Source organism: Roseicyclus marinus, from assembly GCF_030163795.1.
Classification (GTDB): domain Bacteria; phylum Pseudomonadota; class Alphaproteobacteria; order Rhodobacterales; family Rhodobacteraceae; genus Roseicyclus; species Roseicyclus marinus.
Genome location: NZ_JASJOF010000018.1, coordinates 1 through 25,165, shown reverse-complemented (window position 1 = coordinate 25,165; position 25,165 = coordinate 1). Strand labels below are relative to the sequence as shown.

Below are 25,165 nucleotides of genomic sequence, written 5' to 3'. Positions count from 1 at the left end.
AAGCTCTCACGTCCTGCGGGGGCTCGACATGTGCGCCCCTGCGGGGGTTGGACATGTGCGCCCCTGCGGGGGTTGGACATGTGCGCCCCTGCGGGGGTTGGACATGTGCGCCCCTGCGGGGGTTGGACATGTGCGCCCCTGCGGGGGCGACCCTGCGCAGGGGCCGGTTACTTGCGCGCCCCCACGCCCCTAGCTTGGTCAGGAACGAGAAGGAGCGAAAGACATGGGCCTGTTGATCGACGGCGACTGGCATGACCAATGGTATGACACCAAGTCCAGCGGCGGCGCCTTCCAGCGTCAGGAAAGCCGCTTTCGCAACTGGGTGACCGCCGATGGCGCGCCGGGGCCCAGCGGCACGGGCGGCTTCAAGGCTGAAAGCGGGCGCTACCATCTCTATGTCAGCCACGCATGCCCTTGGGCCAACCGGGCAATGATCTTCCGCAGCCTCAAGGGGCTGGAGGAGCATATCGACGTGTCCGCCGTCCATCCCGACATGCTGTCCGACGGTTGGACTTTCCAGACCGACGATCGCGGCGCGAGCGGCGATCTGCTGTTCGGCAGCCGCTACTTGCGCGAGATCTACCAGCGCGCCGACCCCAAGGCCACGACGCGTGTGACCGTGCCGGTCCTGTGGGACAAGGAGACAGGCACCATCGTCTCGAACGAAAGCGCCGAGATCATCCGCATGTTCAATTCCGCCTTCGACGGGCTGACCGGCAACCGCGACGATTACTACCCCGCAGCCCTGCGCGACCGGATCGATGCGATCAACGCGCGGGTCTATGACGAGGTGAACAACGGCGTCTACAAAGCCGGCTTCGCCACGACGCAATCCGCCTATGACGGGGCTGTCCATGCGCTGTTCGATGCGCTCGACTGGCTGGAGGACATCCTGTCCCACCACCGCTATCTTGCGGGCGACCGCGTGACCGAAGCCGATTGGCGGCTCTTTACGACGCTAGCGCGGTTCGATGCGGTCTATCACCTGCATTTCAAATGCAACCGCCGCCGCATCATCGATTACCCCAACCTCTGGGGCTATGCGCGCGAGCTCTATCAATGGCCCGGTGTGTCGGACACGATCAACTTCGACCACATCGTGCGGCACTATCATTACAGCCACGACAGCATAAACCCGCACCGGATCATCCCGATCAATCCCGTGATCGACTGGCACGCGCCGCATGACCGCGCCCGGTTGAAGGCCGCCTGACTGGGCGCTTGCGGGATCGCGCAGCCTTGTTACTCTGGGTCCGACCTAGAACCGACAGGGCTTTTCCAGATGATGCGTACCATGTTCGCCGGGGCACTCGCTCTCGGGCTTTTGACCGGGGCGGCCAATGCCCAAAGCTGCGGCGGGGATTTCGGGCAATTCCTGCAAGGCCTCAAATCCGAGGCCGCAACACGCGGCCATGCGCAATCCACGGTCGATGCCTTCTTCCGCTCCGCCCGCTTCGACCAGCGCACGCTCGATGCCGACCGGCGGCAGGGGTTCTTTCAACAGCCTTTCACCGAATTCGCGCGTCGCCTGATCTCGCAGAACCGGATGGATGCGGGCCGCCGCAACGCCGAGCGTTTCGATGCCGTCTTCGACGAGGCCGAACGCCGTTTCGGCGTGTCGCGCGGCATCCTTCTGGCCTTCTGGGCCTTCGAGACCGACTACGGCGCGTTTCAGGGCGATTACAACACGCTCAACAGCCTCGTGACGCTGGCCCATGACTGCCGCCGCCCCGAATTGTTCCGGCCCCAGATCTTCGCCGCGCTCGAGCTTTACGAGAATGGCGACTTCGACCCCGTGAACACCCAAGGCGCTTGGGCGGGGGAAATCGGCATGGTCCAGATGCTGCCCGAGGATATCGTGGAAAACGGCATCGACGGCGATGGCGACGGGCATGTCTATCTGCAGACCTCGGCCCCCGATGCGCTGATGTCGGGGGCGAATGTGCTGTCCTCGCTCGGCTGGCGGCCGAACGAGCCGTGGCTGGTGGAAATCACCGTGCCCGCAGACCTCGACTGGTTCCAGACCGGCGTTCACACCAGCCGCCGCGTGTCGGATTGGGAGGCCGCGGGCGTGCGCGCCCGGGCAGGCGGCGCGCTGCCCATGCCGGGATCGCAGGCATCGGTCGTGCTGCCGCAAGGGCGCAACGGACCGGCCTTTATGGCCTATCCCAATTTCACGGTTCTTTTCGAATGGAACCAGAGCTTCACCTATGTCCTGACCGCCGCCTACTTCGCGTCAAGGCTCGAGGGCGCGCCGGTCTTTGACCCGCGCAACCCCGATCCGGGCCTCTCCGGCGACCAGATGCGCGCCCTGCAACAACGCCTGCAGGCGCGCGGCCACAATGTCGGCGCGATCGACGGCATCCTCGGCGCAGGCACCCGCGCCGCCGTGCGCGCCGAACAGCAGCGCCTTGGCCTGCCCGCCGACGCCTGGCCGACCACGCAACTCCTCAACGCGCTCTGACCAGGACCGCGCGCCGCCTCCGCGATCCCCGCAACACACCCGCCCCCGGCCTATCCTGCATTCCCCAACCGCAGGACAGGCCCATGGACCCCATCCAACACATCCCCCTCGACCAGATCGACGCCACCGCCCTCCCCCGCGACCGGCTCGACCTCGACCCTATCGCGCTCTCCGACCTCACCCTCTCCATCGCCGCCCACGGGCTGCGCATGCCGATCGAGGTTTTCCCCGCCACCGGCCCCCTCCCCTATGGCCTCATCTCCGGCTACCGGCGGCTCATCGCGCACCGCGAGCTGAACCTTCCCACCATTCCCGCCTTCATCCGCCAGCCCGCCGACATCCCCGCGGCGCTGGCCGCCATGATCGAGGAAAACGAGATCCGCGCCGAGATCACGCCCTGGGAACGGGCCAGCATCCTGCTCACCGCCCTCGAGCACGGCCATTTCGCCACGCTCGACGACGCGCTCCCGGCGCTCTACCCCACCTACGACCGCTTCCGCCGCGCGCGCCTGCGCGCCGTGGTCGAGGTCGTCCAGCATTTCGGCCCCACCCTGACCGAGCCGCTGTCCCTCTCGCAGCAAAAACTCACCCGCCTTGCCGCGGGCCTGCGCGCCGGCCTGGGCCCGGTGATGGACGTGGCGCTGGCCGAATCCTCCGACCGCTCCCCCGCGACGCAATGGAGCCTGCTCGCCGCCATCCTCGACGAGATGGAGGAGGAGGCCCGCCACGGCCCGCCCCCCTACCGCAAGGACCGCCCGAGGCACTACCTCCGCACCGCGATGTCCCTCACCATAAGGCGCGAGCGGCACAAGGACGGCTGGCTCCTGCGCTTCACCGGGCGGGACGCCAGCGGCCCGCTGATGGAGGATGTGATGGATTACGTGGAGGCTTGGTTGGGGGGGAGGTGAGGGGGCGGCCGAAAGCGGCATGCTGGCTTTGCCGCGCGAGAAACTCGGCGGCGGGCAGAGCAGTCGTTCATGTAGAGCATGCGTCCATCATGTCCTCGAGGCGCGAACGCGCCATACGAGAGGTCTGGATTCGCTGCGCGAACATGAAGATACTTTTCGCAACAGCCACTTGACATCATCACTCTTGTCTTGATCAATTCAGCAAAGCATTCTGTGTGAGGAACTTAGATGCGCGGACCACTTGCAGTCGATCTGAGATCTATTGAAGTTCCGCTCAGTGATCTATTCCTCGACCCAAATAATCCGCGATTTGTCGGAAGTGAATGGGTATATATTCCAGACCATGATGCCATACGAGAGGACATTCAGAAAACAACGTCAGAAAGGTTATTTTCCGATCATGAGGTTGATAAGCTCAAGTCGATTATGGAATACAATGGCTATCTACCCATTGACCGAGTTGTCGTTAGGCAGATTTCAGATAGTCAGTTTATTGTCCTCGAGGGAAACAGAAGAATATGTGCAGCAAAATCCATAAATGGCTTCTCTGATACCGGCGATCAACTTCCTTCTGCGATACTCGATAGTTTTAAGTTGATACCTTGCCTACTATATGAGGGCGCAAACGAGGCTAGTGATGCATCTTGGATATTCCAAGGCCTGCGACACATCTCAGGTATATCTGAGTGGCCTGCATTCAACAAAGCTAAGCTAATTGTTGAGCAAATGGAAAGTCGTGACCTTACCTTCACTGAAGTTGGTAAAGGATTCGGCCTGTCGGCTTTTGGCGCAGCACAATGGGTTCGCGGATACTATGCTTTTCAGCAGGCCAAAGACGAAACTGAATTCGGACGCTATATAGATGAGAAAATCTACCCCTTCTTCCAAGAACTTTTCGGCAGAAGCAGCATAGCCTTGAAAGAGTGGTTGCGCTGGAGTGAAGATGATAAGAAGTTTCTAGATGCAGCAAACCTAAATGAGTTTGTATCTTGGTTCTATCCGGTCGAACTTGCAGAAGACGGTGATGGCGTTGATCGCGAACCATCCAAAGCAGAAGTTAGCGAAGCGTGGAGCCGCAGAAGAATATCTAAGCGGGACGATCTACGCAGCATCACCTATCTCATTCAAAAATCATCAAAGAACTGGATGGAGTTCCGCAGCGGGACTGATATCGATAAATCCTACAATAGAGCGCTACTTGATGAGTTAGAGCACGATCGTGACGAGGATAAGAATGCCGTTGAGAAATTCTTCAGTGTCCTGCACGAGGCGGACAAGCAGTTGCAGAATACGCCCCTTTCTGTCTTGAGCGATGACGCTAATAAAAAAAGACTAAATGATATTCTAGAATCATTGCGACAGACCGAGGAAAAAATTCGCGGTTTTCTCAAATAATGAGCTCGATGAAGGGGGCAATAGTTAATGCGGTGTTCCGCCTGCCGCCGACGGAAGGCGAAATTGCAATCGACGCCCTATGTCTTCGAGCACTTAAGAAGCTCAACGGTCGCGTGACCCTCTCCGACGAAGAATACATATCTAGGTTCAAGAAGACTCTGTATTCTGCGCTGAAAGAAAGCGACCTTCAACATTCAGATCAGGGCGGAATGCCGACCTTTGAGTATACTGATAATACTTTACTTAAGCTCCGTTGGAACATCCTCTCACACACAGATCGAAGACAAAGAGCCAAAATGGAACGGCGGGCTGCTGCCATTGATTGGATTGATGGCCTAAAGGATGATCGCCATTACGAGTATTTAGGCGGATTACTAATGCGGAAACTTGGGGCATCACGAATTCATGTAACACCAAAAGGCAACGAATTCGGAATAGACTTCTTGGCAATCGCCCCAGCATTTTCACGGTCTGGTATGTTTTTGTCAAAGGGAAGGGGCGTCCGCATTGTTGGGCAAAGCAAATACTATAGCCAACCAGTAACGAGGGATAAGGTTCAAGCTTTCAATGACGTGATGAACTCCATTCGTAACAATAAAGAGGAGCTTATTAATGTGTTACCCTCATGGTTTAGAAACAGCCCCGCGCCATTAATAGGCTGTTTCGTCGCACATAGCGGATATCAGAGTGGCGCCAGAAAGAGCGCCGAGCAAAATGGTTACTTGTTACTTGACACGCGAGCAGCCGGAGAAATCGTTTCTTGCGTTGGTAAGATGGATCATCTGCGCAACGAAGCCGACGTCATTCGACATCTTTGGGAAGAAATAGCTGCGCTTCAGAGAAGCAGCGCCGCGGCATAGACCCAGGTAGCGGATGGCCGCTTTGGACCGTAACCCGTCGCTCAAACCGCACCACACCCAACACCCGCCGATCCCCCCCCATCACCCCCTTACCAAAACCCTAACAAAATCCCCTTTCTCCAACAATCCCAACGCCTTGACCCCTCCGTGCAAGCTTGCACACCCCCCTCGGGCCGGGCGCGTCCCGACCCGCGCCCGGTCAGGCGGGCGGCGTCCATTGCACGTCCGACAGCCGGGGCGCATGGGTGGCCAGCATCACCAGCCGGTCGAACCCCAGCGCGCAGCCCGCCGCAGGCGGCATCCCGGCCAGCGCCGCCAGCAGCTCCTCGTCCAACGGGTAGCGCGTGCCGTAGATCGCCTCCTTCAGGTCCATGTCCGCCTCGAACCGCGCCCGCTGCTCCGCCGGGTCCGTCAGCTCCCCGAAGGCATTGGCCAGCTCCACCCCGCAGGCGAACAGCTCGAACCGTTCCGCCGTGCGCGGGTCCTGCGCCGACCGCCGCGCCAGCGCCGCCTCGGGCGCCGGATAGGCGTCGAGGATCACGGGGCCGGGACCCAGCCCCGGCTCGATCCGCGCGGTCAGCAGGCGCGAGAATAGATCCGACCAGCTGTCGCCCGCGCCGGGCGCGATACCGATGGCCGCCAGTTGTACGCCGAGTGCTGCGGCATCGGGCGCGGGCCCGTCCAGCGTGGCAAGCAGATCGACGCCATGGTGCATCGCCTCGGCCTGAAGCGTGGTCCGGCGCGGGCCGGCAAAGGGGTCGCAGACCGTATCGCGGTGACGCAGGGTGCCAACGCCCGAGGCCTGCGCCGCCGCCCGCATCAGCGCTGCACAATCAGCCATCAGCACCTCGTAGCTTTCGCCTGCGCGATACCATTCCAACATGGTGAATTCGACCGCATGGCGCGGTCCGCCCTCGCGGTTGCGCCAGACGCGCGACAGGGTGAAGATCTTGTCTTCCCCCGCAGCCAACAGCTTTTTCATCGCGAATTCGGGCGAGGTGTGCAGGTATCGGGTGCGCGGCGTCAGGCTGTCGTCCATCGCCACGGTTTCGAACGCGTGCAGATGCGTCTCGTTGCCGGGCGAGACCACCAGATAGGCGGGGTCCACCTCGACGAAGCCCTGATCCTCGAACCAGCGCCGGATCGCGGTTAGGATCCGGCCGCGCGCCATCAGCGCGGGGCGGCGGTCGGCGTGGGTGTCACGATGCCACCATGTCATGGCTGGCCCTTTCGCGGCGGATGCGGTAACGGCTGCCTCTAACGCGGGGGCGGCAGGCCCTCAAGCGACATCAAGTTCTGGAGGCTTGTCATGAAGGTCATCGCGTCCCAGCTGCGCAAGGGCAATGTCGTCGATATCGACGGCGTTCTCTACGTCATCCTCAAGGCCGAAAATTTCCACCCCGGCAAGGGCACCCCCGTGACGCAGGTGGACATGCGGCGCATCGACAATGGCACCAAGGTCAGCGAACGCTGGAAAACCACCGAAGGCGTGATGCGCGCCCATGTCGAGGAAAGCAGCTATACCTTCCTCTATGCCGATGGCGAAGGCTACCATTTCATGGAGCCCACCAGCTACGAACAGATCACCGTGACCGAGGATGTCGTGGGCGACGGCAAGGTCTGGCTGCAAGACGGCATGTCGGTCTACCTTTCGGTCCACAATGGGATCGCCATCGCGATCGAGCTGCCGCAAAAGGTGACGGTCGAGATCATGGAGACCGAACCGGTCGTGAAGGGGCAGACGGCCTCTTCCTCCTACAAGCCCGCGACCGCGGACAATGGCGTGCGCGTGATGGTTCCGCCCCATATCGGCGTCGGCACCCGCGTGGTGGTGAACACCGAGGATGCCACCTACGTCGAACGCGCCAAGGATTGAGGGCTGTCCGCGATGGCCGATGATGCGCCCGGCCCGGTGACGGCGCCGGGCGGTTTGTTTCTTGTGGCTGTGCCGGGGCTGGAAGCGCCGCTGGCCGCCGAAGCGACGGCGAAGGGTTTTTCCGGCGTGACGGTCCTGCCCGGCGGGGTCGAGGTGGCGGGAGGCCTCCCCGAGGCGATCCGCGCCAACCTTGTCCTGCGCTGCGCCGTGCGCGTCCTGTGGCGTGTCGCAGCCTTTCGCGCGCTGCATCTGGCCCAACTCGACAAGCGCGCGCGCAAACTGCCATGGGCGGACTGGCTCAGCCCCGATCAACCCGTGCGGGTCGAGGCCGTCTGCCGCGCCTCGCGGATCTACCACCACAAGGCTGCGGCCCAGCGCATCGCAGGTGCCATCGCGGCCGCCGGCATCCCGGTGTCGGGCGATGCCGCGATCACGCTGAAAGCGCGGATCGAGGATGATCTGTGCACAATCTCGCTCGACACCACGGGCGAGCCGTTGCACCGGCGCGGCCACAAGAGCTTCGTCGGCAAGGCCCCGCTGCGAGAAACCATGGCAGCGGGATTTCTCTGGCAGATGGGGTTCGACGGGACGCAGGCGGTCGTCGATCCGATGTGCGGATCCGGCACGATCCCGATGGAAGCCGCCGAGATCGCCTTGGACCTTGTGCCGGGCCGGTCGCGCGATTTCGCCTTTGCCCATCTGGTCGGCGGCGGGAGCGAGGGGCCCTGCCCCTCGCGCTCCCCGCCGTATTTGGAGGAAGATGAAGGGGGCGCGCGGTTTTTCGGCTTCGACCGGGATGACGGCGCGATCCGGGGGGCGCGTGGCAATGCCGAGCGGGCGGGGCTGTCGGAGATCTGCCTCTTCACCCGGCAGACGGTCAGCGACCTTGTGCCGCCCGAGGGGGTGGAGCCAGGCATCGTCCTGACAAACCCGCCGTACGGGGCGCGGATCGGGGAACGCAAATTGCTTTTCGCAGTCTATGGCGCGCTCGGCGCGACGCTGAAGGCGCGGTTTTCCGGCTGGCAGGTCGGGATCATCACCAGCGACAAGGGGCTGGCGCAGGCGACCGGGCTGGGGCTGGAGGCGCTGGGGCCTGTCGATCATTCCGGCACCAAGGTCTGGCTTTGGCGCGGGCGCATCGCGTGAGAGGTGCAAAATAGGGACCGGTGGCCCGAGGGCGGAACATGCGCCCCTATGTCTGTTTCGACGCCCCGGGAATTCGGAACAAGCGTTTCACATGGTGCCGTATCGGCGCGATAGCTTCCTTCCCGCTGCCCTTGAAGACCAGCACGGAGCGGTCTAGGTCCGCGCGATGGGCATTTGGAAGGCCCGATCTGGAGATGCGCGATGTTCGAAACGCTTGGTCTTGAGATGACCCCGCAAACCGCCTCGGTCTGGTTCGGCCTGATCGTCGGGCTTGCTTTCGGGGCGCTGGCGATGCTGACGCGGTTCTGCCTGCGGCGTGCCTTGATCGGACCGGCCGAGGATCGAAGCGAGGCGCGCGGCGTCTGGGCGCTTGCACTTGCGGTGGCCGTGCTGGGCACTCAGGGCGCGGTGGCAGCCGGTCTGGTGAGTTTCGAGGCGCATCGCTTTCAATCCGAACCTGTCGCGGTTCTGGGCCTTGTCGTCGGTGGTCTGTTGTTCGGGCTGGGCACGGTGCTGGCGCGCGGTTGCCTGTCGCGGCTGACCGTGCTGTCGGCAACCGGCAACCTGCGGGCGCTGGTGGCGATCCTGGTTGCGGCGGTGGCGGCCCATGCCACCCTTCAGGGCGCGCTTGCGCCGCTGCGCATGGTGCTTGGCTCGGTCACGCTGTCGCTTGGCGGCGTGCCGCCGGGCGCGGGCTGGATCTGGGCGGCAGTGATCGCTGGCTTCGCGCTCTTGGTCGTGTTGCGGTCGCGGGTGTCTGCCCCGATGCTGCTCGGCGGCGCGCTGATCGGGGCACTTGTGCCGCTGGCTTGGGTCGGCACGGGCTATGTGCTTTATGACGAATTCGACGCCATCCCCCTCGAAGGTCTGGCCTTCACCGGTCCTTGGGCCGAGGCGCTGTTCTGGGGTGTCGCGGCCAGCGTGACCAATGCGGGCTTTGGCGCAGGGCTGATCGGCGGCGTTCTGGCCGGATCGCTGGTGGCCGCACTCCTGTCGCGGCGCTTTGCCTGGGAAAGCTTCGACAGCGCGGGCCAGATGGGCCGTAGCCTTGGCGGCGCCGCCCTGATGGGTGTGGGCGGCGTTCTGGCGGGCGGTTGCACTGTCGGCGCGGGGCTTGCCGGTCTGCCGACGCTGGGCATCGCGGCGCTCATCGCCTTTGTCGCCATCGTGGCGGGCATCCTTGGCGCCGATGCCGTGCTGAACCGGCGCGGGCTGGGGCGTGGCGTCGTACCAGCGGAGTAACGGGCTTCAGGCGAGCGTCACGCCCGCCTGAGCCATTCCATCCCGCGCGGCCGATAGCGATCCGTCAAAATCGATGGCGCGGCACAGATCCTGCCGCACGGTGACATCGAAGCCGAGCCGCGCCGCATCGACCGCCGAGAAATTCACGCAGAAATCCGTGGCCAGCCCCACCAGCGTCAGCGCCGTGATGCCCCGCGTTCTCAGGTAACCCTCAAGCCCCGTGGGCGTTTTCTTGTCGTTCTCGAAAAAGGCCGAATAGCTGTCGATCTTGCGGCGAAACCCCTTGCGCAGGATCAACTCCGCCCGGGTCACCCGCAGGCCAGGGTGAAACTCCGCGCCTCCCGTTCCCTGTACGCAATGATCGGGCCACAGCACCTGCGGCCCATAGGGCATCTGGGTCAGTTCCATCGGCGCACGGCCCCGGTGCTGGCTGGCAAAGGACAGGTGATCGGCCGGGTGCCAATCTTGCGTCAGGATCACGCTGGCGAACTCATCCATCAGCGCGTTGATGCCCGGCACGATCCGATCGCCTTCGGGCACGGCCAGCGCGCCGCCGGGGCAGAAGTCGTTCTGCACGTCGATGACGAGAAGGGCATGGGTCGCGTCTTGCATCGGGGCCTCCGGTCACACTCGGGTGCGACCAGCCTACGCCTTGAGGCGCGGGGTGCAACGGCGTATCTGGCCGCGCATGATCATCGTGGCAGCGCTCTACAAGTTCACCGCCTTTCCCGATCCTGCGGCGCTGCGCGGGCCGCTTTTGGACCTGTGCGTGGCGCAGGGCGTACGCGGCACGCTTCTCTTGGCGGGCGAGGGAGTCAACGGCACCATCGCAGGCTCGCGCGCCGGCATCGACGCGGTGCTGTCGCATATCCGCGGCCTGCCCGGTTGCGCCGATCTGGACTGGAAGGAAAGCACGTCGGAAACCATGCCATTCGGCCGGATGAAGGTGCGGATCAAGCGCGAGATCGTGACCATGGGCGTGCCGGGCACCGATCCGCGCAGCCTTGTCGGCACCTATGTGGACCCCGCTGACTGGAACGCGCTGATTTCCGCGCCCGATGTCGCCGTGATCGACACGCGCAACGATTACGAGGTCGCCATCGGCAGTTTCCGGGGCGCGGTCGATCCCGAAACGGCCAGTTTCCGCGATTTCCCGGCCTGGTGGGCGGCCAACCGCGACCGCTTTCACAACAAGCGGGTGGCGATGTTCTGCACCGGCGGCATCCGCTGTGAGAAATCCACCGCCTTTCTCAAGGCGCAGGGGGTGGAAGAGGTCTACCACCTCAAGGGCGGCATCCTGAAATACCTCGAAGAGGTGCCCGAGGATCAGAGCCTTTGGGATGGCGGCTGTTTCGTCTTCGACGAACGGGTGGCTGTCGGCCATGGGCTGCAACCCTTGCCCCATCAACTGTGCCGCGCCTGCCGCCGGCCCATCCTGCCCGAGGATCGCGCCCGCCCCGAGTTCGAGGAGGGGGTGCAATGCCACCTCTGCGTCGGCGACTACTCCGACGAGGACCGCGCGCGCTTCCGCGAACGCCAGCGCCAGATCAAGCTGGCCGAGGCCCGCGGGGAAACCCATCTCGCCATCCGGTAGGGTGGGCAATCTGCCCACCAACCACAGCCCACCAACCACAGCCTACCATCAGGCCACGAAAAAAGGGCGCCCGGAGGCGCCCCTTTCCCTTGTCTGTCCGAAGGGAGGTTCGGATCAGCCTTTGGTGAAGTCGGGATAGGCTTCCATGCCCAGTTCCGACACGTCCAGACCGTTGACTTCGTCCTCTTCGCTCGGGCGCAGGCCCATGACTGCCTTGAGGATGACCCACACGATCAGCGAGGTGACGAAGACGAAGGCGCCGATGGCGGCAAAGCCCATGATCTGCGTGCCGAAGCTGGTGCCCTCGGTGTAGAAGGGGACGGCCAGCGTGCCCCAGAAACCCGCGATCAGGTGGACAGGGATGGCGCCGACAACGTCGTCGATCTTCATCTTGTCCAGCATCGGGACAGCGAAGACCACGATGACGCCGCCGATGGCACCGATCCACAGCGCCCCGAAGAGCGACGGGTCGAGCGGGCCTGCGGTGATCGACACGAGGCCGGCCAGCGCGCCGTTCAGCACCATGGTCAGGTCGACCTTGCCGTACATCACCTGCGTCAGGATCAGCGCCGCGATGGCACCGGCAGCCGCCGCCATGTTGGTGTTGGCGAAGATGCGGGACACGTCGGTCACGTCACCCACGGTGCCCATGGCCAGCTGCGAGCCGCCGTTGAAGCCGAACCAACCCAGCCACAGGATGAACGTACCCAGCGTGGCAAGCGCGAGGTTGGAACCCGGCATCGGGTTGACCTTGCCGTCCTTGCCGTACTTGCCAATCCGCGGCCCGAGGATGATCGCACCGGCGAGCGCTGCGAAACCACCTGCTGCGTGCACCAGCGTCGAGCCGGCGAAGTCGGAGAAGCCCGCTTCGGACAGCCAGCCGCCGCCCCACTGCCAGGATGCTTCGATCGGGTAGATGAAGCCGGTCAGCACGACAACGAAGACGAGGAAGGGCCACAGCTTGATCCGCTCGGCCAGCGTGCCCGACACGATCGACGCGGTCGTCGCGCAGAACATCAGCTGGAAGAAGAAGTCGGACCCGACCGATGCGTAATCCAGCGTCGCTGCTTCTGCAGCAAGACCCACGGGCTCGAGCGAGGTGATGGCAAAGAACGGACCCAGCCAGCCTGCGATCATCCAGCCATCGCCGGGATACATCAGGTTGAAGCCCACCAGCCAGTACATCACAGCCGCGATCGAGAAGAGCGCGATGTTCTTGGTCAGCTGCATCGTGACGTTCTTGGAGCGCACGAGGCCCGCCTCGAGCATGGCAAAGCCCGCGGCCATCCAGAACACGAGGAAGCCGCCGATCAGGAACAGCAGCGTGGTGAAGATGTAGGAGGTCTCGAGCGCGGGCGCGGTCGACATTTCTGCATCCTGCGCGAGGCCCAGACCCGGCAGAAGCGTGGCGGTCGCCGCGGCTGCCAAGGGAAGGAGATACTTGGTTTTCATCTCTTCGGTTTCCTTATCGTCGAAAGGTCGCGCGGTCAGACCGCGTCGTCGTTGGTCTCGCCGGTGCGGACACGCACGGCGCTCTGCACGTCGAGGACGAAGATCTTGCCGTCGCCGATCTTGTCGGTCTTGGCCGTCTTCTGGATGGTATCGACCACCTGGTCGGCCATGCCGTCCGAGACCACGATCTCGAGCTTCACTTTCGGGACGAAATTCACGGCGTATTCCGCGCCGCGGTAGATTTCGGTGTGGCCGGATTGCGAGCCAAAGCCCTTGATCTCGGTCACCATCATGCCGCGCACGCCGATTGCGGTCAGGGCTTCCCGGACCTCCTCGAGCTTGAACGGCTTGATCGCTGCGATGATGAGTTTCACGTCTTACCCCTTCCGGTTGCTGTTCCGGTTCGCCCCCAAGGCCGCAGCCCCGTGAACGTCACGGGCCCAAATCACGGACACAGACGCTTCAGGGCAACGCATCCGCGCCATTGGGGCACAACTCCCGGCAGAAATCGCCTAAAATTTGTGCTTAAAAATTTGAAAGCGTGTTTTTTATGCAGGTAAAAAATGCGGCGGCGCGGCGAGAGGGGTCTACAACCGACTCGTTTTTGCCTATCTTGCGTGAAAACGAGGCAGGCAATCGTCATGAGTTCATCCGGATCAGGCCGTCGTTCCGCGCCCGGCGGGCGGCGCAGCATCGTGGCCGACCGCAGGCCCGGGCCCGCGCAGAAATCCCAGACCGCAGCGCGCAAATCCGCATCGGGCGGCAGCGGCTCCACCCGCCGCCGCAGGGGCCGCGCGCCGCGTCCGCGCCCCCGTGGCCCGCTGGGCTGGATCGCGGCGCTTGTGCGGTTTGTCTGGCGCATCATCTGGGGCGTGATCTGGCGCGGCACGGTGGCGGTCATGCTGCTCCTTGGGGCCGCGACCGCCTATTACTACGCGCAGCTCCCCGATCTCGCCGCCGCTGTGGATGCCCGCTATCGCGGCTCCGTCACCATGCTCGACCGCAACGGCAATGTCTTTGCGTGGCGGGGCGAACAATTCGGCGGCGCGATCGACCCCGCAACCGTCAGCCCGCATCTGGTCAACGCCATCGTCGCGACCGAGGACCGGCGCTTCTACCGCCATCTGGGCGTCAGCCCGCGCGGCATCGCCAGCGCGATCCGCATCAACTTGAGCGAGGGGCGCGGCCCCCTGTCTGGCCATGGCGGCTCCACCATCACGCAGCAGGTGGCGAAACTCATGTGTCTGGGCGTGCCCTACGACCCCGACACCTGGGAAAGCGAGGCCGATTACGAACAGGACTGCCGCCGCACCACCCTGTGGCGCAAGATCCAAGAGGTGCCCTTCGCGCTGGCGATGGAATTCCGCTACACCAAGGATGAAATCCTGTCGGTCTACATGAACCGCGCCTTCCTCGGGGCGGGCACGCGCGGGTTCGAGGCGGCGGCGCAGCGCTATTTCGCCACCTCCTCCGCCGATCTGAACCCGCAGCAATCCGCGATGCTGGCGGGGCTTCTGGTTGCCCCCTCCTATTACGCGCCGACCCGTGATCTGGACCGGGCGCAGCGCCGCGCCTCGACCGTGCTGCGCCTGATGGAGGATCAGGGCTACCTGACCGCCGAACAGGCGGCCGCGGCGCAGGCCAACCCCGCCATCCTGTCCGACCGCGCGCGGCAAGATACCGGCGGGGCCTTCGCCGACTGGATCATGTCGACCGGCCCCGACTTCCTGACCGGGGAAACCACCGAGGACGTGACGATCCGCACCACCTTCGACCCCGCGATGCAGGCCGCCGCCGAAGCCGCGCTCGAAGACGTCTTCGCCAATCAGGTCCGCGAGGGCTCCGAGGCGCAGGCCGCCATCGTCGTGATGTCCGCCGATGGGGCGGTCCGCGCCATGGTGGGCGGGCGCGACACGGCCGGCACGGGCCTCTTCAACCGCGCGACACAGGCGATGCGCCAGACCGGGTCAAGCTTCAAACCCTTCGTCTATGCCGCCGCCCTCGAACTCGGCTGGCGTTTCGACGACCTGATCCTCGACGCGCCGCTCACGCTCAACATCCCCGGATCGGGTCCATGGTCGCCCGAGAATTACACTGGCGAATTCTACGGCGAGGTGACGCTGACCGAGGCACTGCGCCAATCGCTCAACACCGCCGCCGTCCGCCTGTCGGAAGAGGTGGGGCGCGATGCCGTCCGCACGGTCGCAGCCCAATTCGGCATCGAAAGCGATCTGGCCGATGGCCCGGCGCTTGCGCTCGGGGCCTCGGAATCCACCCTGATCGAGATGACCGGGGCCTATGCCGGCATCCTGAACGGCGGCTCCGCCGTGCAGCCCTACGGCGTGCAGGAATTGCGCCTGATCGGGGATGACCGCCCGCTTTTCGAACAGACGACCGGCATCCAGGAACGGGTGATCTCCGAAGGTGCGGCGCGGCAACTGACCTACATGATGTCTGTCGCCGTGGCCCAGGGCACGGGCCAGCGCGCGCGCCTTCCCGACCGCCCTGTCGCCGGCAAGACCGGCACCACCAACAGCCAGCGCGACGCGTGGTTCATCGGCTTCACCGCCGATTACGTCGCGGGCGTCTGGATGGGATATGACGACAACACGCCGCTGTCCGGCGTCACGGGCGGCGGCCTGCCCGCCGAATTGTGGCGGCAGACGATGGAACGCATCCACCGCGATCTCACCCCCCGCCCCCTGCCCATGATCGACCCCGCGCAAGAGGGTCGGCGCGACCCGCAGGTGGTGGAATACGGCCCGGACGGCATCATCGGCACACCCCCGCCGCGCGGCACGCTCCTTGGCCCCGCCCCGCAAGATGACGCCGACCAGATCCTGATGCGGGTGCTCAACGGGCTTCTGGGCCGCAACTAGCCTGTGGCGCGAAACCGGCGCGTCCGGAACATGCGACACGCCCTGACCAAAGAAAAAGGCGCCCCGCGGGGCGCCTTTGTCGTCGCGGCGACGGGTGGTGTCACACCGCCTCTTCGATCCATTTCTGAAGCGCCGCCTTGGGGGCCGCGCCGATTTTGTTGGAGATCACTTCGCCGCCCTTGAACATGAACAGCGCCGGGATGCCGCGCACACCCATCTGCATCGGCGATTGCGGGTTCTCGTCCACGTTGACCTTCACGATCTTCACGCGGCCCGCATATTCTTCGGACAGCTCTTCCAGCGCGGGGCCGATCTGCTTGCAGGGGCCGCACCACTCGGCCCAGAAATCCACCACCACGGGGATGTCGGACTGGCGCACCTCGGCGTCGAAGGTGGCGTCGGAAACGGAAACGGTTGCCATGGCGTCTGGCCCTCCTGGCGGTATGTGTGTCGGCTGAGGAACCTAAGGACGGCCCGTCACAGGGTCAAGCAGTGCTTGCGCGCGCCAGCGCCGCAGACACGACATCGTGTGGCAGCTCCATCAGGGTCGCGCTCCGCGTCCACAAGATCGCGGTCGCGATCTCGCGCCCCGGATAGAGCGGCCCGAGCATCGCGGCATAGGCCCCCATCTGCCGCTTGAGGCCCTCGGGCACGGCCTCGACGCTCTCGGGCACCACGGCATTGGTCTTGAAATCCACCGTCAGAACCCGCCCCTCGGCCACGATCAGCCGGTCGATCACGCCCAGCATCGGACCGCCCAGCGCCGCGCTGTCGCCGGTCAGCGTCACCTCGGCCAGTGTCTCGGGCGCGAACAGGGGCGCAAGGCCCGGCGTGGTCAGAACCCCCACCGCCTCTGCCATCAGGTCCGCCAGTTCCGCCTCCGGCACCTCGCCCGGCACCTGCGCCACGATCCCGGGGGCGGCCGTGGCCCAACCGGCCTCCGGCAGACGGGGCAAATGCTCGAGCAGCAGGTGGATCAGGGTTCCCCGCCGCAGCGCCGCCTGTTCCTCCAGCCCCTCCATGGCCCCCACCACCACCTTGGCCCCGCCAAGGTCCGAGGGTGTGCGCGCCTTGACCTCGCGCGGCGATGCCGGGGCAGGCTCACGCGCCCAGACCGGAAGATCCGGCAGGCCCGGCCCATCCTGCGCGGCAGGGGCCAGACAGGTCCAATCCCCCGCCTGCAACCGCAAACCCGGATCGGGCTCGTCCGGCAGGATCAGGGGGGCTGCCCCCTCTTCCTCCATCGCGGCGCGGATCGTCGCGTACCAGCTTTTCGCCGGATCGTTCTCCTTGGTGTCGGTCTGACCCGCCGCGGCCACGATCAACCAGCTTTCGGCGCGGGTCATGGCAACATAGAGCAGCCGGTTGCGCTCCTCGGCCTCGGCCCGCGCGCGGGCGGCCAGGGCTGCGCGCACATCCTCGGGCGCATCCGCCGATCTGGCCCAGACCAGCGGCCCACCCTCGGGCGTCACCAGCTGGATCCTCGATCCGCCGCCACGCCCCTGCTGGATCGCGGTATCGGGCAAGATCACCACCGGCGCCTCCAACCCCTTGGCCCCGTGCACCGTCATCACCCGGATCTGGCCATTGGGCTTGGCCAGATCGCGCTTGACCGTCACCTGCCCGGAATCGAGCCACCCGACAAAGCCCGTCAAGCTCGGCACCTCGATCGCCTCGTAGGCCAAGGCCTGCGACAGCATCGCGTCGATGCCGTCCTCCGCTTCGGGCCCCAGCCGCGCGATCAAGCGCAGCCGCGCGCCATGCTGGATCAACACCCGTTCCAGCAGATCGTAGGGCCGCAGGAAATCGGCCTGCCTGCGCAGATCGTCCAGCAAGGCGACGGCGTCCGGCCATTCCCCGGCCCGATCCCACAATTCACGCCAAAGAACCTTTTTCTCCTCCCGCCCATGGGCCAGCCGGAACAGCGCATCCTCCGACAACCCCACGATGGGCGAACGCAACACGCAAGCCAGCGACAGGTCATCCTCGGGCAGCGCCAGAAACCGCATCAAAGCGATCAGGTCGCGCACCGCCAAAGGTTCCGCGATCTGCGCCCGGTCCACCCCCGCCACCGGCAGGGACGCGGTCTTGAGCGCCGCGATGATCTTGCGAAACAACGGCGAGCGGCGCTGTACGAGGATCAAGATATCCTCCGCCTCGATCGGGCGGGGTCCATTCTTGGTCCAGATCGGCTCCCCCGCCGCCAGCATCGCCCCGATCCGCTCCGCGATCCTTTTGGCAAGGATGCTGCTGTGATGATCGTCCGACACGATGTCCTGCGGATCGTCCCACGCCACCTGTTCGGCGTTCGACGGCGTCGCGGGCACGACCGGCCACAGATCGACGCGCCCCGGCTTGTGCTCGAAAAACGCGCTGTGGCGCACATCGGGGCCCACTCCCGGCTCGCCTGCCCCTGCTGCCACCCGGTCGACAAGCGACAAGATCACCGGCGCGGATCGGAAGGAATGGATCAGCTCGGCAGGCTGGAACGGCAGGCCGGCCTCGGCATGGCGGGCTTCGAAATGGTCGCGCATCCGGTCAAAGCCGCGCGGATCCGCCCCTTGGAACGAATAGATCGACTGTTTCTTGTCGCCCACGACAAAGATCGTGCGCGGCACGTCGGGCCGCGCACCCTGACCGCTTGCGAATTCCTCGGCCAGTCGTGCCACGATCTGCCATTGCGCGGGGCTCGTGTCCTGGCTTTCGTCGACAAGGATGTGGTCGATCCCGCCATCCAGACGGAACAACACCCATTGCGCCATGTCGCGGCTGGTCAACAGTTTGCGGGTCGCCCGGATCAGGTCGTCGAAATCGAGCCAGCCACGCTGCGCCTTGGCCTGCGCATAAAGCGGCAGAAAGGCCGCTGCGAACCGGTGCAGGGCATCGGTGCGCCGCGCGGTCAGGAACCCCAGCCGCAGGGGACGCACCTGCGCCAGACGCTCGGCCAGATCGTCATAGGCCGCCACAAGATCGGGACCCATCGCCTTGCGGACCGCGGCATTGGCGATGGCCTTGGGCTGCCCTTCCTTCAGGCCCGATTGCGTCAGGCACAGCGCCTCCAACTCCTCAAGGCCGGATAACGTCATCGTCTCCCACGGCAGGGCCAACAGCCGCTCGGCCATCTTGGCTTGCGTCTTGACGTCGGGGTCCAGATGACCGGCCAGCGCCTTGGCCAGATCGGCCTCCGACCCGTCCAGCGCCATCCCCACCAGATCCGCCTCGTCCAGATCCGGCGCGATCCCGGCCCAGTCGCAGATCGCCGCCCAATCCCACGGGGCCTCCAACGCCTCGACCTCGTCCGCGACGGCGCGCGCCAGACGTTCCAACCCGTCATCCTCGCTCAAGGCGGCCGCCGCCAGATCGACAACTCCGCGCGTCCGGCCGTCCTCCGCCATCCGGTCCAAAAGATCGACGATCAGCCGCGCCTGAACCCGCTCGTCGATCTCGGTGAACCCGGGGCTGACGCCCGCCTCCAGCGGGAACCGCCGCAGGACCGAGGCGCAAAAGGAATGGATCGTCTGGATCTTCAGCCCGCCCGGCGTTTCGATGGCACGCGCAAAGAGCGTCCGCGCACGCCCCAACAACTCCGCCGACAGCCCCTCGACACCGATCTCGGTCAGGGCATGGGTCAGGGCCGCGTCATCCTTCATCGCCCATTCGCCCAGACGCTTGAACAGGCGGTTCTGCATCTCCATCGCCGCCGCCTTGGTGTAGGTCAGGCACAGGATATGCTCGGGCCGCACCCCGTCGAGCAGCAGCCGCGCCACTCGGTCGGTCAAAACCCGCGTCTTGCCCGACCCCGCATTGGCCGACAGCCACGTCGATGTCGCCGGATCGGCAGCGCGCACCTGCGCGCGCGTCGCATCATCCATCGCCATCCCCTCCCGTCCGGCCCACGGGGATCAGCTTGGGCTCCTGCGTCTCGTCCCATTCGCCATGGCGGGCCAATTGGTCGAAATCACCGGGGAACCGGGTGTATTTCACCGACCTGCGCGAGGCAAATCCGCTCTGCGGGTCCAAAAGATGCAAAAGCCGCCGCCGGAACCCCGCCGCGACCTCGGCCAGTTCCGCGCGGTCCACCTCATAGCCCACGATCACCGGGCTGGACCCCAGACCGATATAGGCCGCCTCCGCCACGATCTGACCGGGCGACAGTCCGAAACTGCCCCCTTCCGCCATCAAGGCCATCAGCCACAGCTGCTTGGTGAAATGCTTTTCCTCCTTGGCCTCGGGCGGCGTGCCGGTCTTGTAATCGTAGATCGCCAAACGCCCGTCCTGCAGCCGGTCGATCCGGTCGCCCTTGCCGCGCAGCGTGACGCCCGTGCCCGGCACCTCCCAATCGCCCTTGATCTCGATGATCTCCGGGGTGCCCTTGGCCCGCCGCTCCACCTCGGTGGCAAGGAAAAACCCCGCGACCCGCGCCATGCGCGCGCGCCACAGGCGGCGGGCGGCGGGCCATGGTGCCTCCTCGGCCAGAACCGCATCGGTCAGGTCCATCAACTGCACCAGCGCCGTGTCGGCATCGGGCAATCCCTCCGGGGTCCCTTTGACGAAACGCTCCATCACCTTGTGCAACACCGTACCCCGCGCCCGCGCATCGGCATCGCCGCGCAACGGATCAAGCTTGCGCAGCCGCAGCACCCGGCGCGCATAGATCGCGTAGGGATCGCGGATCAGCACCTCCACCTCGGTCACGCTCAACAGCCGGGGGCGCGCCTCGGCGGGCGGTTGCGGGGCCGGGCGGGGCTCGAAATCGACGCTGGCCGCAGGCGTCAGCAACCTCTCGGCCAGCGCCAGATACCGCGCCCCCCGCGCCTCCATCCCGGCCAGCGCCTGCACCGCCGCCTCGCCCGACCCCGCCAGCAGGTTGTGCAGCCGGTTCAACCAGCGCGAGGGCACGGTATCGGTCTCGGCATCCCGTTTCGCCCGCGTCAGCCAGACCTCGGGCGCGGCAATGCCTTGCTGGAAATCATGCGCGGCCAACCCGATCACCCGGTCCGGCAGGCGCAGCCCCGCCGCCGCCCTGAGGCTGCGGTTCAGCCACGGATCGGCGGGTGGCGCGGCGGGCCATGCGCCCTCGTTCAACCCCGCAAGGATGATCAGGTCCGCGCCCTGCACCCGCGCCTCCTGCGTGCCCCAGATCAGGATATCGGCATGGGGAAACAGCGATTGCCGCACCTCCCGGTCACGGGTCAGCGCGGTGAAAAGATCGCGGTAATCCGTGGCGCCGATCGGCCCGCCCGCCCCCGCCTCGGCGGTCAGATCCTCCATCAGCTGCCGCGCGGCCTCGCCCGGTTCCTTGTCGAACAATTCGCCCGACCCTTCGGCGGCAGAACCGCCCGCCAGCCGCTCGGCCCGCGCCAGATGCCGCGCGACACGGGCCTGCATCGGCAGGGGCTCGGGCTGGGGCGCGACCAACAGCGTATCGGCCAGCCACGTGACCCACGCCATCGCACCCGCATCTGCGGGCCGCTTCTCGGCCCAATCGACCAACACCCCCCGCGACGGCAGACCGGGCCGGGCGCGCAGCACCTGAACCTCCAGATCGCGGGCGCGGCGCAGATGGTCGTTCCGGTCCGCCCCGCTGTGGCACAGGGGATGTTTCAAGATCACCGCCAACGCCTCGGGATCCAGCGGCGTCGCCTCCAGCTCGGCAACATGGCGCAAGAACCGCCCTGGCGCCGACAGCGACAGGGGTTGGCCCGCGCTGTCATCGGGCAAGATGCCCCACCGCGCCAAGGCCGCCGTGACCTGCCGCGTCAGGGTCCGGTCGGATGCGATCACCGCCGCGCGCTGGCCCTTGTCCACCGCCTCGCGCAGGCGCAACGCGATGGCGGTCGCCTCCGCCTGCGGGTTGGGGGCCTCCAGCCATGTGACGCCTGCGAAGGCCTCCTCCAGCCCGGTCAGGCGCGGCCCCTCGGTCAACCATTGGTCGGTGACGGGCGCAGGCCGCAACGCAAGCGAGATCACCGCCCCCCGCCCGCCGCGCGGCCGCTCCGATCCCGGCCAATCGGGAATGTCCATGGGGTCGAGCGCCAACCGTTCCGCGAATTTCGCCAGCCGGAATTGCGGATGATCCTCGCCATCCAGCCCCTCGCGCCGCTCCTCCAAAAGCCGCGCCCAGATCTCGCGCGGCAGATCGCGGTCGATGCCGGGCAAGATCACCGCACCCTGCGGCAGACGCGCCACCGCCTCCATCAGTTGCGCCGTCGCCCCCCGCGACCCGGTGGAACCTGCGACGATCACCGGATGGCTTGGCGGCTGACCCTGCCATTGCCGCGCCAGCCGGGCGACGATCCGGGTCTGCCGCGCCTCGCGCGTCAGCGCGGTTTCCTCCCTCAGGAAATGGGTGACCAGCTCCAGAAAAGCCTGCGCGCGCTGCCAATGGATCGCGTGATCGCCCACGTCGAGCGCCGCGATGGCCTCGGGCGTGACGCCTTCCTCGAACATCTCGCCCATCAGGTCGGCCAGACTGTCGGCCAGATCGTAGAGCGCCGACCGCGGCGCAAGCGTCGGCTGCGCGTCCAACAGCTTGCCGATCAGCTGCACCAGTTCCAGCCGCAGCCGCAGCGGCGGGATGGCGGCGGGCAGGTCCGACAGATCGGCCTGATCGCCCAGCGCCTGAACCGGGCGGATACGCGGCAGGAACCCGCCCCCCCGCGACAGGTAAAGCGCGCGCAACCGCCGCTCCATCCGCGCATTGGCGACATAAAGATCGACACGTGCGATCGCCTCGGGCGGCTGACCCGCCAGCATCTTGTCCAGACCCGCCACCAGCGCGGCGCAGAAATCGACGCCCAGCGGCGTGGCAAAGACCCGTGGGCCGGGGATCGGGGGGAACAGATCACGCATCGGCCAGCATCCCCTCGGCCAGCGCGATCCCCTCGGGGTGCCCCACATCGGCCCAGCGCCCGGGATGCATCACGCCGAAAAGCCGCCCCTTCTCCATCTGGTCCTGCCAGATCTCGCGCAGGGAAAACGCCGCCTCGGACCGCGCCGCGATCAGGGCCGGGTCGATCAACTGCGCCCCGGTATGAACCAGCCCCTCCGCCCCCCGGTCCCATGTCAGGCGGCCTTGGGCATCCATGGCGACATCGCCGCCGCCAATCCGCCCCACCGCGCGATCCCGCGGCACCAGCAGCATCAAAACCCCCATCCGCGCCCCGTCCCAAGCCTCTGCCAGCGTCCTGATCGGCCCCGGCCCGGACCAAACGGCATCGGCGTTGAGCGTCGCGATGGGGCGTCCCGTCAGATGCGGCAAGGCGCGCTTCACCCCGCCGCCGGAATCGAGGATTTCGGGCGTCTCGACCGACAGGTGAATATCCGGCATCCCCGCCAGATGCGCCGCGATCTGCGCGGCCCGGTAATGGGCGTTGACCGCGATCCGCCCGCCACCCTCGCGCGCTGCCGCGATGGCATGATCCAGCAACGCCCGCCCGGCCACCTCGATCAGCGGCTTGGGCCTGTCGGCGGTCAAGGCCCCCATCCGGGTGCCGAAGCCCGCGGCAAGGATCATCACATCGGGCCGGATCATGCCGCCCACCCCGCGCTTTGCGCCCGCAATCCGGCCACGGGCGCGCGCAATCCCGACAGCGCCGGATGCGCCACCGCCCGGTCGATCAACGCCCCCGTACGCGGCAGGAAGGCGCGATAGGACGGCTTGCCCAGCCGTGTCGCCAGCCGGTGAAAGATGCCCAGAATCCGCAGGTTGCGCAAAAGCGACAGGATCGCGACACGCGCCTCGACCTCCGCCACCGGCAGGTCCATCGCGGCGGCGAAATCCCCGATCAACGCCTCCCGCCACCCCTCCGGCAGATCGCGGCGCGGATCGTCGATCATGGAGGCCAGATCATAGCCAAGCGGCAGCGCCACAGCGTCCTGATGGTCCAAAAGCCCCACCCGCTCAGCGCCATGCCGCTGTGGCAGCCAGATCAGGTTATCCCCGTGACAATCGCGCAAGGCCAGCACCGGCGGGCCGGGGCAGAGCCGCGCCAATGCCGCAGCCAGCGCGGGGCGCAAATCCGCCACCGCGCCCGCATCGGGCAGCAACCCCAGTGTGAGATCGATCATGCCCGCCTGCGCCGCCGCATCGGGCCGCGCCACCCAATCCGGCAGCGCCGCGCGCGCCAGATGCGGCAAAACTTCGGCCGCCATCACGCCATAGGCGTCCCGCGCCGCCGTCCGGTCCTCGACCAAGAGCCGCGCCAGCGTCCCGTCCCCCAGATCCTCGATCAGGACCAGCCCCGCCGCCGCATCGACCGCCGTCACCTCCGGCGCCGACAGTCCCAGCGCCCGCAGATGCGCCCCGACCCGCAGGAAGGCGGCAAGGCTGTCGCGCTCCGCCACCTCGGCCACCGGCGCCAGCATCAAGATCGCCTGCGCACCATCCCCGCGCGTCAACCGCAGATACGCCCGGGCCGAGGCATCGCCCGCCAGATCGGCCCGCGCCGCATCGCCCCAGCCCGCTGCCCGCAGGAAAGCCTCTGCCCCCGCCTCCCGCTGCGCCATCATCACGCCGCCACCGCCACATGGCAGCGCGCCGCCAGATCGCTCCCCTCGGGGGCCAGCATCGTGACCTCGCGCCGTTCCGCCGCGCCCACAGGTGTCTCGAGCCGCAGGCAGATCGCCGTCGCAGGCCAATCCGGCGCGATCCGGTCGGGCCATTCGATCAGGCAGATCGCCTCTTCCATGGCGGCATCCAGACCCAGTTCCACCAATTCCCCCGGATCGCCCATCCGGTAAAGATCGGCGTGAAAGATCTCGCCCGCCGCGCTGTCATAGGCCTGCACCAAGGTGAAGGTGGGCGACGGGATCTCGGCACACTCCCCCTCGGGGCCCATCAGCGCCCGGATCAAGGCGCGGGCGAAATGGCTTTTCCCGGCCCCCAACTGCCCCTGCAACAGGATCGTGTCACCCGCCCGCAAGACGGGCGCGATGGCGCGGGCCAGCGCGGCGGTCGCCTCCGGCCCCGCCAGCGCGCGGCCGGCAACAACCACCCATCCCGCCGGGGCGGCGGCAAGGTCGGGATCTTCGGGCAGGATGATGGCGCGGCTCATGCCCGTGACTGTAGCGATCTCCCCCGCCGCTGCAACGCGCGACAGGCCCGGTTTGGCCCACGCGGACCCCGACCCGCCACGCCGAAAGCCCGGGTTCCAAATAGAAACCCCAAACCAGCAAACCACGCCGCCACGCCCGCTTCAGACGAGGTGCAATCCGCCGCCTCACCCCCGGCACATCGCATCCGGCGCCGGCGGCACCAGCGCGATCAGCCACTTCAGGTTGCGAAACCGGCCGTAGACGCGCTTGGGAAAGACGGGCTCACGCGCAGCATAGAGCTTTTGCGGCTCTT

The 25,165-nt window shown here is 66.2% G+C and carries 20 protein-coding genes; 10 read left to right on the top strand and 10 right to left on the bottom strand.

Going from position 1 to position 25,165, the window contains the following annotated elements:
• The first annotated feature begins 223 nt into the window (after nucleotides 1-223).
• From QQK63_RS17140 to QQK63_RS17120, 5 genes are all read left to right on the top strand, one after another.
• A complete protein-coding gene (locus QQK63_RS17140; protein ID WP_277825045.1) occupies nucleotides 224-1,213 on the top strand; it encodes a glutathione S-transferase family protein in 990 nt (329 codons plus the stop codon).
• Nucleotides 1,214-1,282: 69 nt separating this feature from the next.
• Nucleotides 1,283-2,464 (top strand): lytic murein transglycosylase, encoded by a 1,182-nt coding sequence (locus QQK63_RS17135; protein ID WP_377133790.1) that lies wholly within the window; start codon nucleotides 1,283-1,285, stop codon nucleotides 2,462-2,464.
• An 83-nt stretch (nucleotides 2,465-2,547) separates the two neighbouring features.
• The gene (locus QQK63_RS17130; RefSeq protein ID WP_277825047.1) at nucleotides 2,548-3,372 is read left to right on the top strand and encodes a ParB N-terminal domain-containing protein; all 825 of its coding nucleotides are present in this window, start codon (nucleotides 2,548-2,550) and stop codon (nucleotides 3,370-3,372) included.
• 228 nt (nucleotides 3,373-3,600) lie between these two features.
• Nucleotides 3,601-4,767, top strand: a complete 1,167-nt coding sequence (locus tag QQK63_RS17125) for a ParB N-terminal domain-containing protein (protein ID WP_277825049.1) — start codon at nucleotides 3,601-3,603, stop codon at nucleotides 4,765-4,767.
• Complete coding sequence (locus QQK63_RS17120; RefSeq protein ID WP_277825051.1) at nucleotides 4,767-5,627, top strand: restriction endonuclease; 861 nt, start codon at nucleotides 4,767-4,769, stop codon at nucleotides 5,625-5,627. The genes QQK63_RS17125 and QQK63_RS17120 overlap by 1 nt, the downstream gene beginning before the upstream one ends.
• Nucleotides 5,628-5,826: 199 nt before the next feature.
• On the opposite strand, the gene epmA is transcribed toward QQK63_RS17120, so the two are convergent.
• Nucleotides 5,827-6,846, bottom strand: a complete 1,020-nt coding sequence (epmA, locus tag QQK63_RS17115) for an EF-P lysine aminoacylase EpmA (protein ID WP_277825053.1) — start codon at nucleotides 6,844-6,846, stop codon at nucleotides 5,827-5,829.
• A gap of 90 nt (nucleotides 6,847-6,936) precedes the next feature.
• Between epmA and efp the strand changes: the two genes are divergently transcribed.
• The 3 genes from efp to QQK63_RS17100 all read left to right on the top strand — a co-directional run bounded on the left by efp (nucleotide 6,937) and on the right by QQK63_RS17100 (nucleotide 9,891).
• Nucleotides 6,937-7,503 carry an elongation factor P gene (efp, locus tag QQK63_RS17110; RefSeq protein WP_277825055.1) on the top strand — a complete coding sequence of 189 codons (567 nt, stop codon included), beginning with the start codon at nucleotides 6,937-6,939 and terminating at the stop codon, nucleotides 7,501-7,503.
• Between the two features lie 12 nt (nucleotides 7,504-7,515).
• Nucleotides 7,516-8,649, top strand: a complete 1,134-nt coding sequence (locus QQK63_RS17105) for a THUMP domain-containing class I SAM-dependent RNA methyltransferase (protein ID WP_277825057.1) — start codon at nucleotides 7,516-7,518, stop codon at nucleotides 8,647-8,649.
• Nucleotides 8,650-8,850: 201 nt separating this feature from the next.
• Entirely contained in the window at nucleotides 8,851-9,891 is a 1,041-nt protein-coding gene (locus QQK63_RS17100; RefSeq protein ID WP_277825059.1) for a YeeE/YedE thiosulfate transporter family protein, read from the top strand.
• Nucleotides 9,892-9,897: 6 nt separating this feature from the next.
• Here the strand turns inward: QQK63_RS17100 and pncA are convergent, their stop codons facing one another.
• Nucleotides 9,898-10,503, bottom strand: a complete 606-nt coding sequence (gene pncA, locus QQK63_RS17095; protein WP_277825061.1) for a bifunctional nicotinamidase/pyrazinamidase — start codon at nucleotides 10,501-10,503, stop codon at nucleotides 9,898-9,900.
• Nucleotides 10,504-10,579: 76 nt separating this feature from the next.
• Between pncA and trhO the strand changes: the two genes are divergently transcribed.
• Nucleotides 10,580-11,485 (top strand): oxygen-dependent tRNA uridine(34) hydroxylase TrhO, encoded by a 906-nt coding sequence (trhO, locus tag QQK63_RS17090; RefSeq protein WP_277825063.1) that lies wholly within the window; start codon nucleotides 10,580-10,582, stop codon nucleotides 11,483-11,485.
• Nucleotides 11,486-11,599: 114 nt separating this feature from the next.
• On the opposite strand, the gene QQK63_RS17085 is transcribed toward trhO, so the two are convergent.
• Together QQK63_RS17085 and QQK63_RS17080 are read right to left on the bottom strand one after the other, a co-directional pair.
• Complete coding sequence (locus QQK63_RS17085; protein ID WP_277825065.1) at nucleotides 11,600-12,937, bottom strand: ammonium transporter; 1,338 nt, start codon at nucleotides 12,935-12,937, stop codon at nucleotides 11,600-11,602.
• A 35-nt stretch (nucleotides 12,938-12,972) separates the two neighbouring features.
• Nucleotides 12,973-13,311, bottom strand: a complete 339-nt coding sequence (locus tag QQK63_RS17080) for a P-II family nitrogen regulator (protein WP_277825067.1) — start codon at nucleotides 13,309-13,311, stop codon at nucleotides 12,973-12,975.
• Nucleotides 13,312-13,578: 267 nt separating this feature from the next.
• Here QQK63_RS17080 and QQK63_RS17075 point away from each other — a divergent pair, with 267 nt between their 5' ends.
• A complete protein-coding gene (locus tag QQK63_RS17075; RefSeq protein WP_277825069.1) occupies nucleotides 13,579-15,816 on the top strand; it encodes a transglycosylase domain-containing protein in 2,238 nt (745 codons plus the stop codon).
• 100 nt (nucleotides 15,817-15,916) lie between these two features.
• On the opposite strand, the gene trxA is transcribed toward QQK63_RS17075, so the two are convergent.
• From trxA to tsaE, 6 genes are all read right to left on the bottom strand, one after another.
• The gene (gene trxA / locus QQK63_RS17070; protein WP_277825071.1) at nucleotides 15,917-16,237 is read right to left on the bottom strand and encodes a thioredoxin; all 321 of its coding nucleotides are present in this window, start codon (nucleotides 16,235-16,237) and stop codon (nucleotides 15,917-15,919) included.
• Between the two features lie 64 nt (nucleotides 16,238-16,301).
• On the bottom strand, nucleotides 16,302-19,694 hold the full coding sequence (gene addA / locus QQK63_RS17065; RefSeq protein WP_277825073.1) for a double-strand break repair helicase AddA: 3,393 nt from the start codon (nucleotides 19,692-19,694) through the stop codon (nucleotides 16,302-16,304).
• The gene (gene addB, locus QQK63_RS17060; RefSeq protein ID WP_277825075.1) at nucleotides 19,681-22,668 is read right to left on the bottom strand and encodes a double-strand break repair protein AddB; all 2,988 of its coding nucleotides are present in this window, start codon (nucleotides 22,666-22,668) and stop codon (nucleotides 19,681-19,683) included. The genes addA and addB overlap by 14 nt, the downstream gene beginning before the upstream one ends.
• Nucleotides 22,661-23,350: a nucleotidyltransferase family protein gene (locus QQK63_RS17055; protein ID WP_277825077.1), complete on the bottom strand. Its 690-nt coding sequence runs from the start codon at nucleotides 23,348-23,350 to the stop codon at nucleotides 22,661-22,663. Before QQK63_RS17055 ends, addB begins: the two co-directional genes overlap by 8 nt.
• On the bottom strand, nucleotides 23,347-24,327 hold the full coding sequence (locus tag QQK63_RS17050) for an aminoglycoside phosphotransferase family protein (RefSeq protein ID WP_277825079.1): 981 nt from the start codon (nucleotides 24,325-24,327) through the stop codon (nucleotides 23,347-23,349). The genes QQK63_RS17055 and QQK63_RS17050 overlap by 4 nt, the downstream gene beginning before the upstream one ends.
• Nucleotides 24,327-24,872, bottom strand: coding sequence for a tRNA (adenosine(37)-N6)-threonylcarbamoyltransferase complex ATPase subunit type 1 TsaE (tsaE, locus tag QQK63_RS17045; RefSeq protein ID WP_277825081.1), 546 nt, complete (start codon nucleotides 24,870-24,872; stop codon nucleotides 24,327-24,329). Before tsaE ends, QQK63_RS17050 begins: the two co-directional genes overlap by 1 nt.
• Between the last annotated feature and the right edge of the window lie 293 nt (nucleotides 24,873-25,165).

What these genes read in the sequence shown, in the direction of transcription:
- QQK63_RS17140 (WP_277825045.1), top strand. Translation starts at nt 224, where the DNA reads ATGGGCCTGTTGATCGACGGCGACTGGCATGACCAATGGTATGACACC.
- QQK63_RS17135 (WP_377133790.1), top strand. Translation starts at nt 1,283, where the DNA reads ATGATGCGTACCATGTTCGCCGGGGCACTCGCTCTCGGGCTTTTGACC.
- QQK63_RS17130 (WP_277825047.1), top strand. Translation starts at nt 2,548, where the DNA reads ATGGACCCCATCCAACACATCCCCCTCGACCAGATCGACGCCACCGCC.
- QQK63_RS17125 (WP_277825049.1), top strand. Translation starts at nt 3,601, where the DNA reads ATGCGCGGACCACTTGCAGTCGATCTGAGATCTATTGAAGTTCCGCTC.
- QQK63_RS17120 (WP_277825051.1), top strand. Translation starts at nt 4,767, where the DNA reads ATGAGCTCGATGAAGGGGGCAATAGTTAATGCGGTGTTCCGCCTGCCG.
- epmA (WP_277825053.1), bottom strand. Translation starts at nt 6,846, where the DNA reads ATGACATGGTGGCATCGTGACACCCACGCCGACCGCCGCCCCGCGCTG.
- efp (WP_277825055.1), top strand. Translation starts at nt 6,937, where the DNA reads ATGAAGGTCATCGCGTCCCAGCTGCGCAAGGGCAATGTCGTCGATATC.
- QQK63_RS17105 (WP_277825057.1), top strand. Translation starts at nt 7,516, where the DNA reads ATGGCCGATGATGCGCCCGGCCCGGTGACGGCGCCGGGCGGTTTGTTT.
- QQK63_RS17100 (WP_277825059.1), top strand. Translation starts at nt 8,851, where the DNA reads ATGTTCGAAACGCTTGGTCTTGAGATGACCCCGCAAACCGCCTCGGTC.
- pncA (WP_277825061.1), bottom strand. Translation starts at nt 10,503, where the DNA reads ATGCAAGACGCGACCCATGCCCTTCTCGTCATCGACGTGCAGAACGAC.
- trhO (WP_277825063.1), top strand. Translation starts at nt 10,580, where the DNA reads ATGATCATCGTGGCAGCGCTCTACAAGTTCACCGCCTTTCCCGATCCT.
- QQK63_RS17085 (WP_277825065.1), bottom strand. Translation starts at nt 12,937, where the DNA reads ATGAAAACCAAGTATCTCCTTCCCTTGGCAGCCGCGGCGACCGCCACG.
- QQK63_RS17075 (WP_277825069.1), top strand. Translation starts at nt 13,579, where the DNA reads ATGAGTTCATCCGGATCAGGCCGTCGTTCCGCGCCCGGCGGGCGGCGC.
- trxA (WP_277825071.1), bottom strand. Translation starts at nt 16,237, where the DNA reads ATGGCAACCGTTTCCGTTTCCGACGCCACCTTCGACGCCGAGGTGCGC.
- addA (WP_277825073.1), bottom strand. Translation starts at nt 19,694, where the DNA reads ATGGCGATGGATGATGCGACGCGCGCGCAGGTGCGCGCTGCCGATCCG.
- addB (WP_277825075.1), bottom strand. Translation starts at nt 22,668, where the DNA reads ATGCGTGATCTGTTCCCCCCGATCCCCGGCCCACGGGTCTTTGCCACG.
- QQK63_RS17055 (WP_277825077.1), bottom strand. Translation starts at nt 23,350, where the DNA reads ATGATCCGGCCCGATGTGATGATCCTTGCCGCGGGCTTCGGCACCCGG.
- QQK63_RS17050 (WP_277825079.1), bottom strand. Translation starts at nt 24,327, where the DNA reads ATGATGGCGCAGCGGGAGGCGGGGGCAGAGGCTTTCCTGCGGGCAGCG.
- tsaE (WP_277825081.1), bottom strand. Translation starts at nt 24,872, where the DNA reads ATGAGCCGCGCCATCATCCTGCCCGAAGATCCCGACCTTGCCGCCGCC.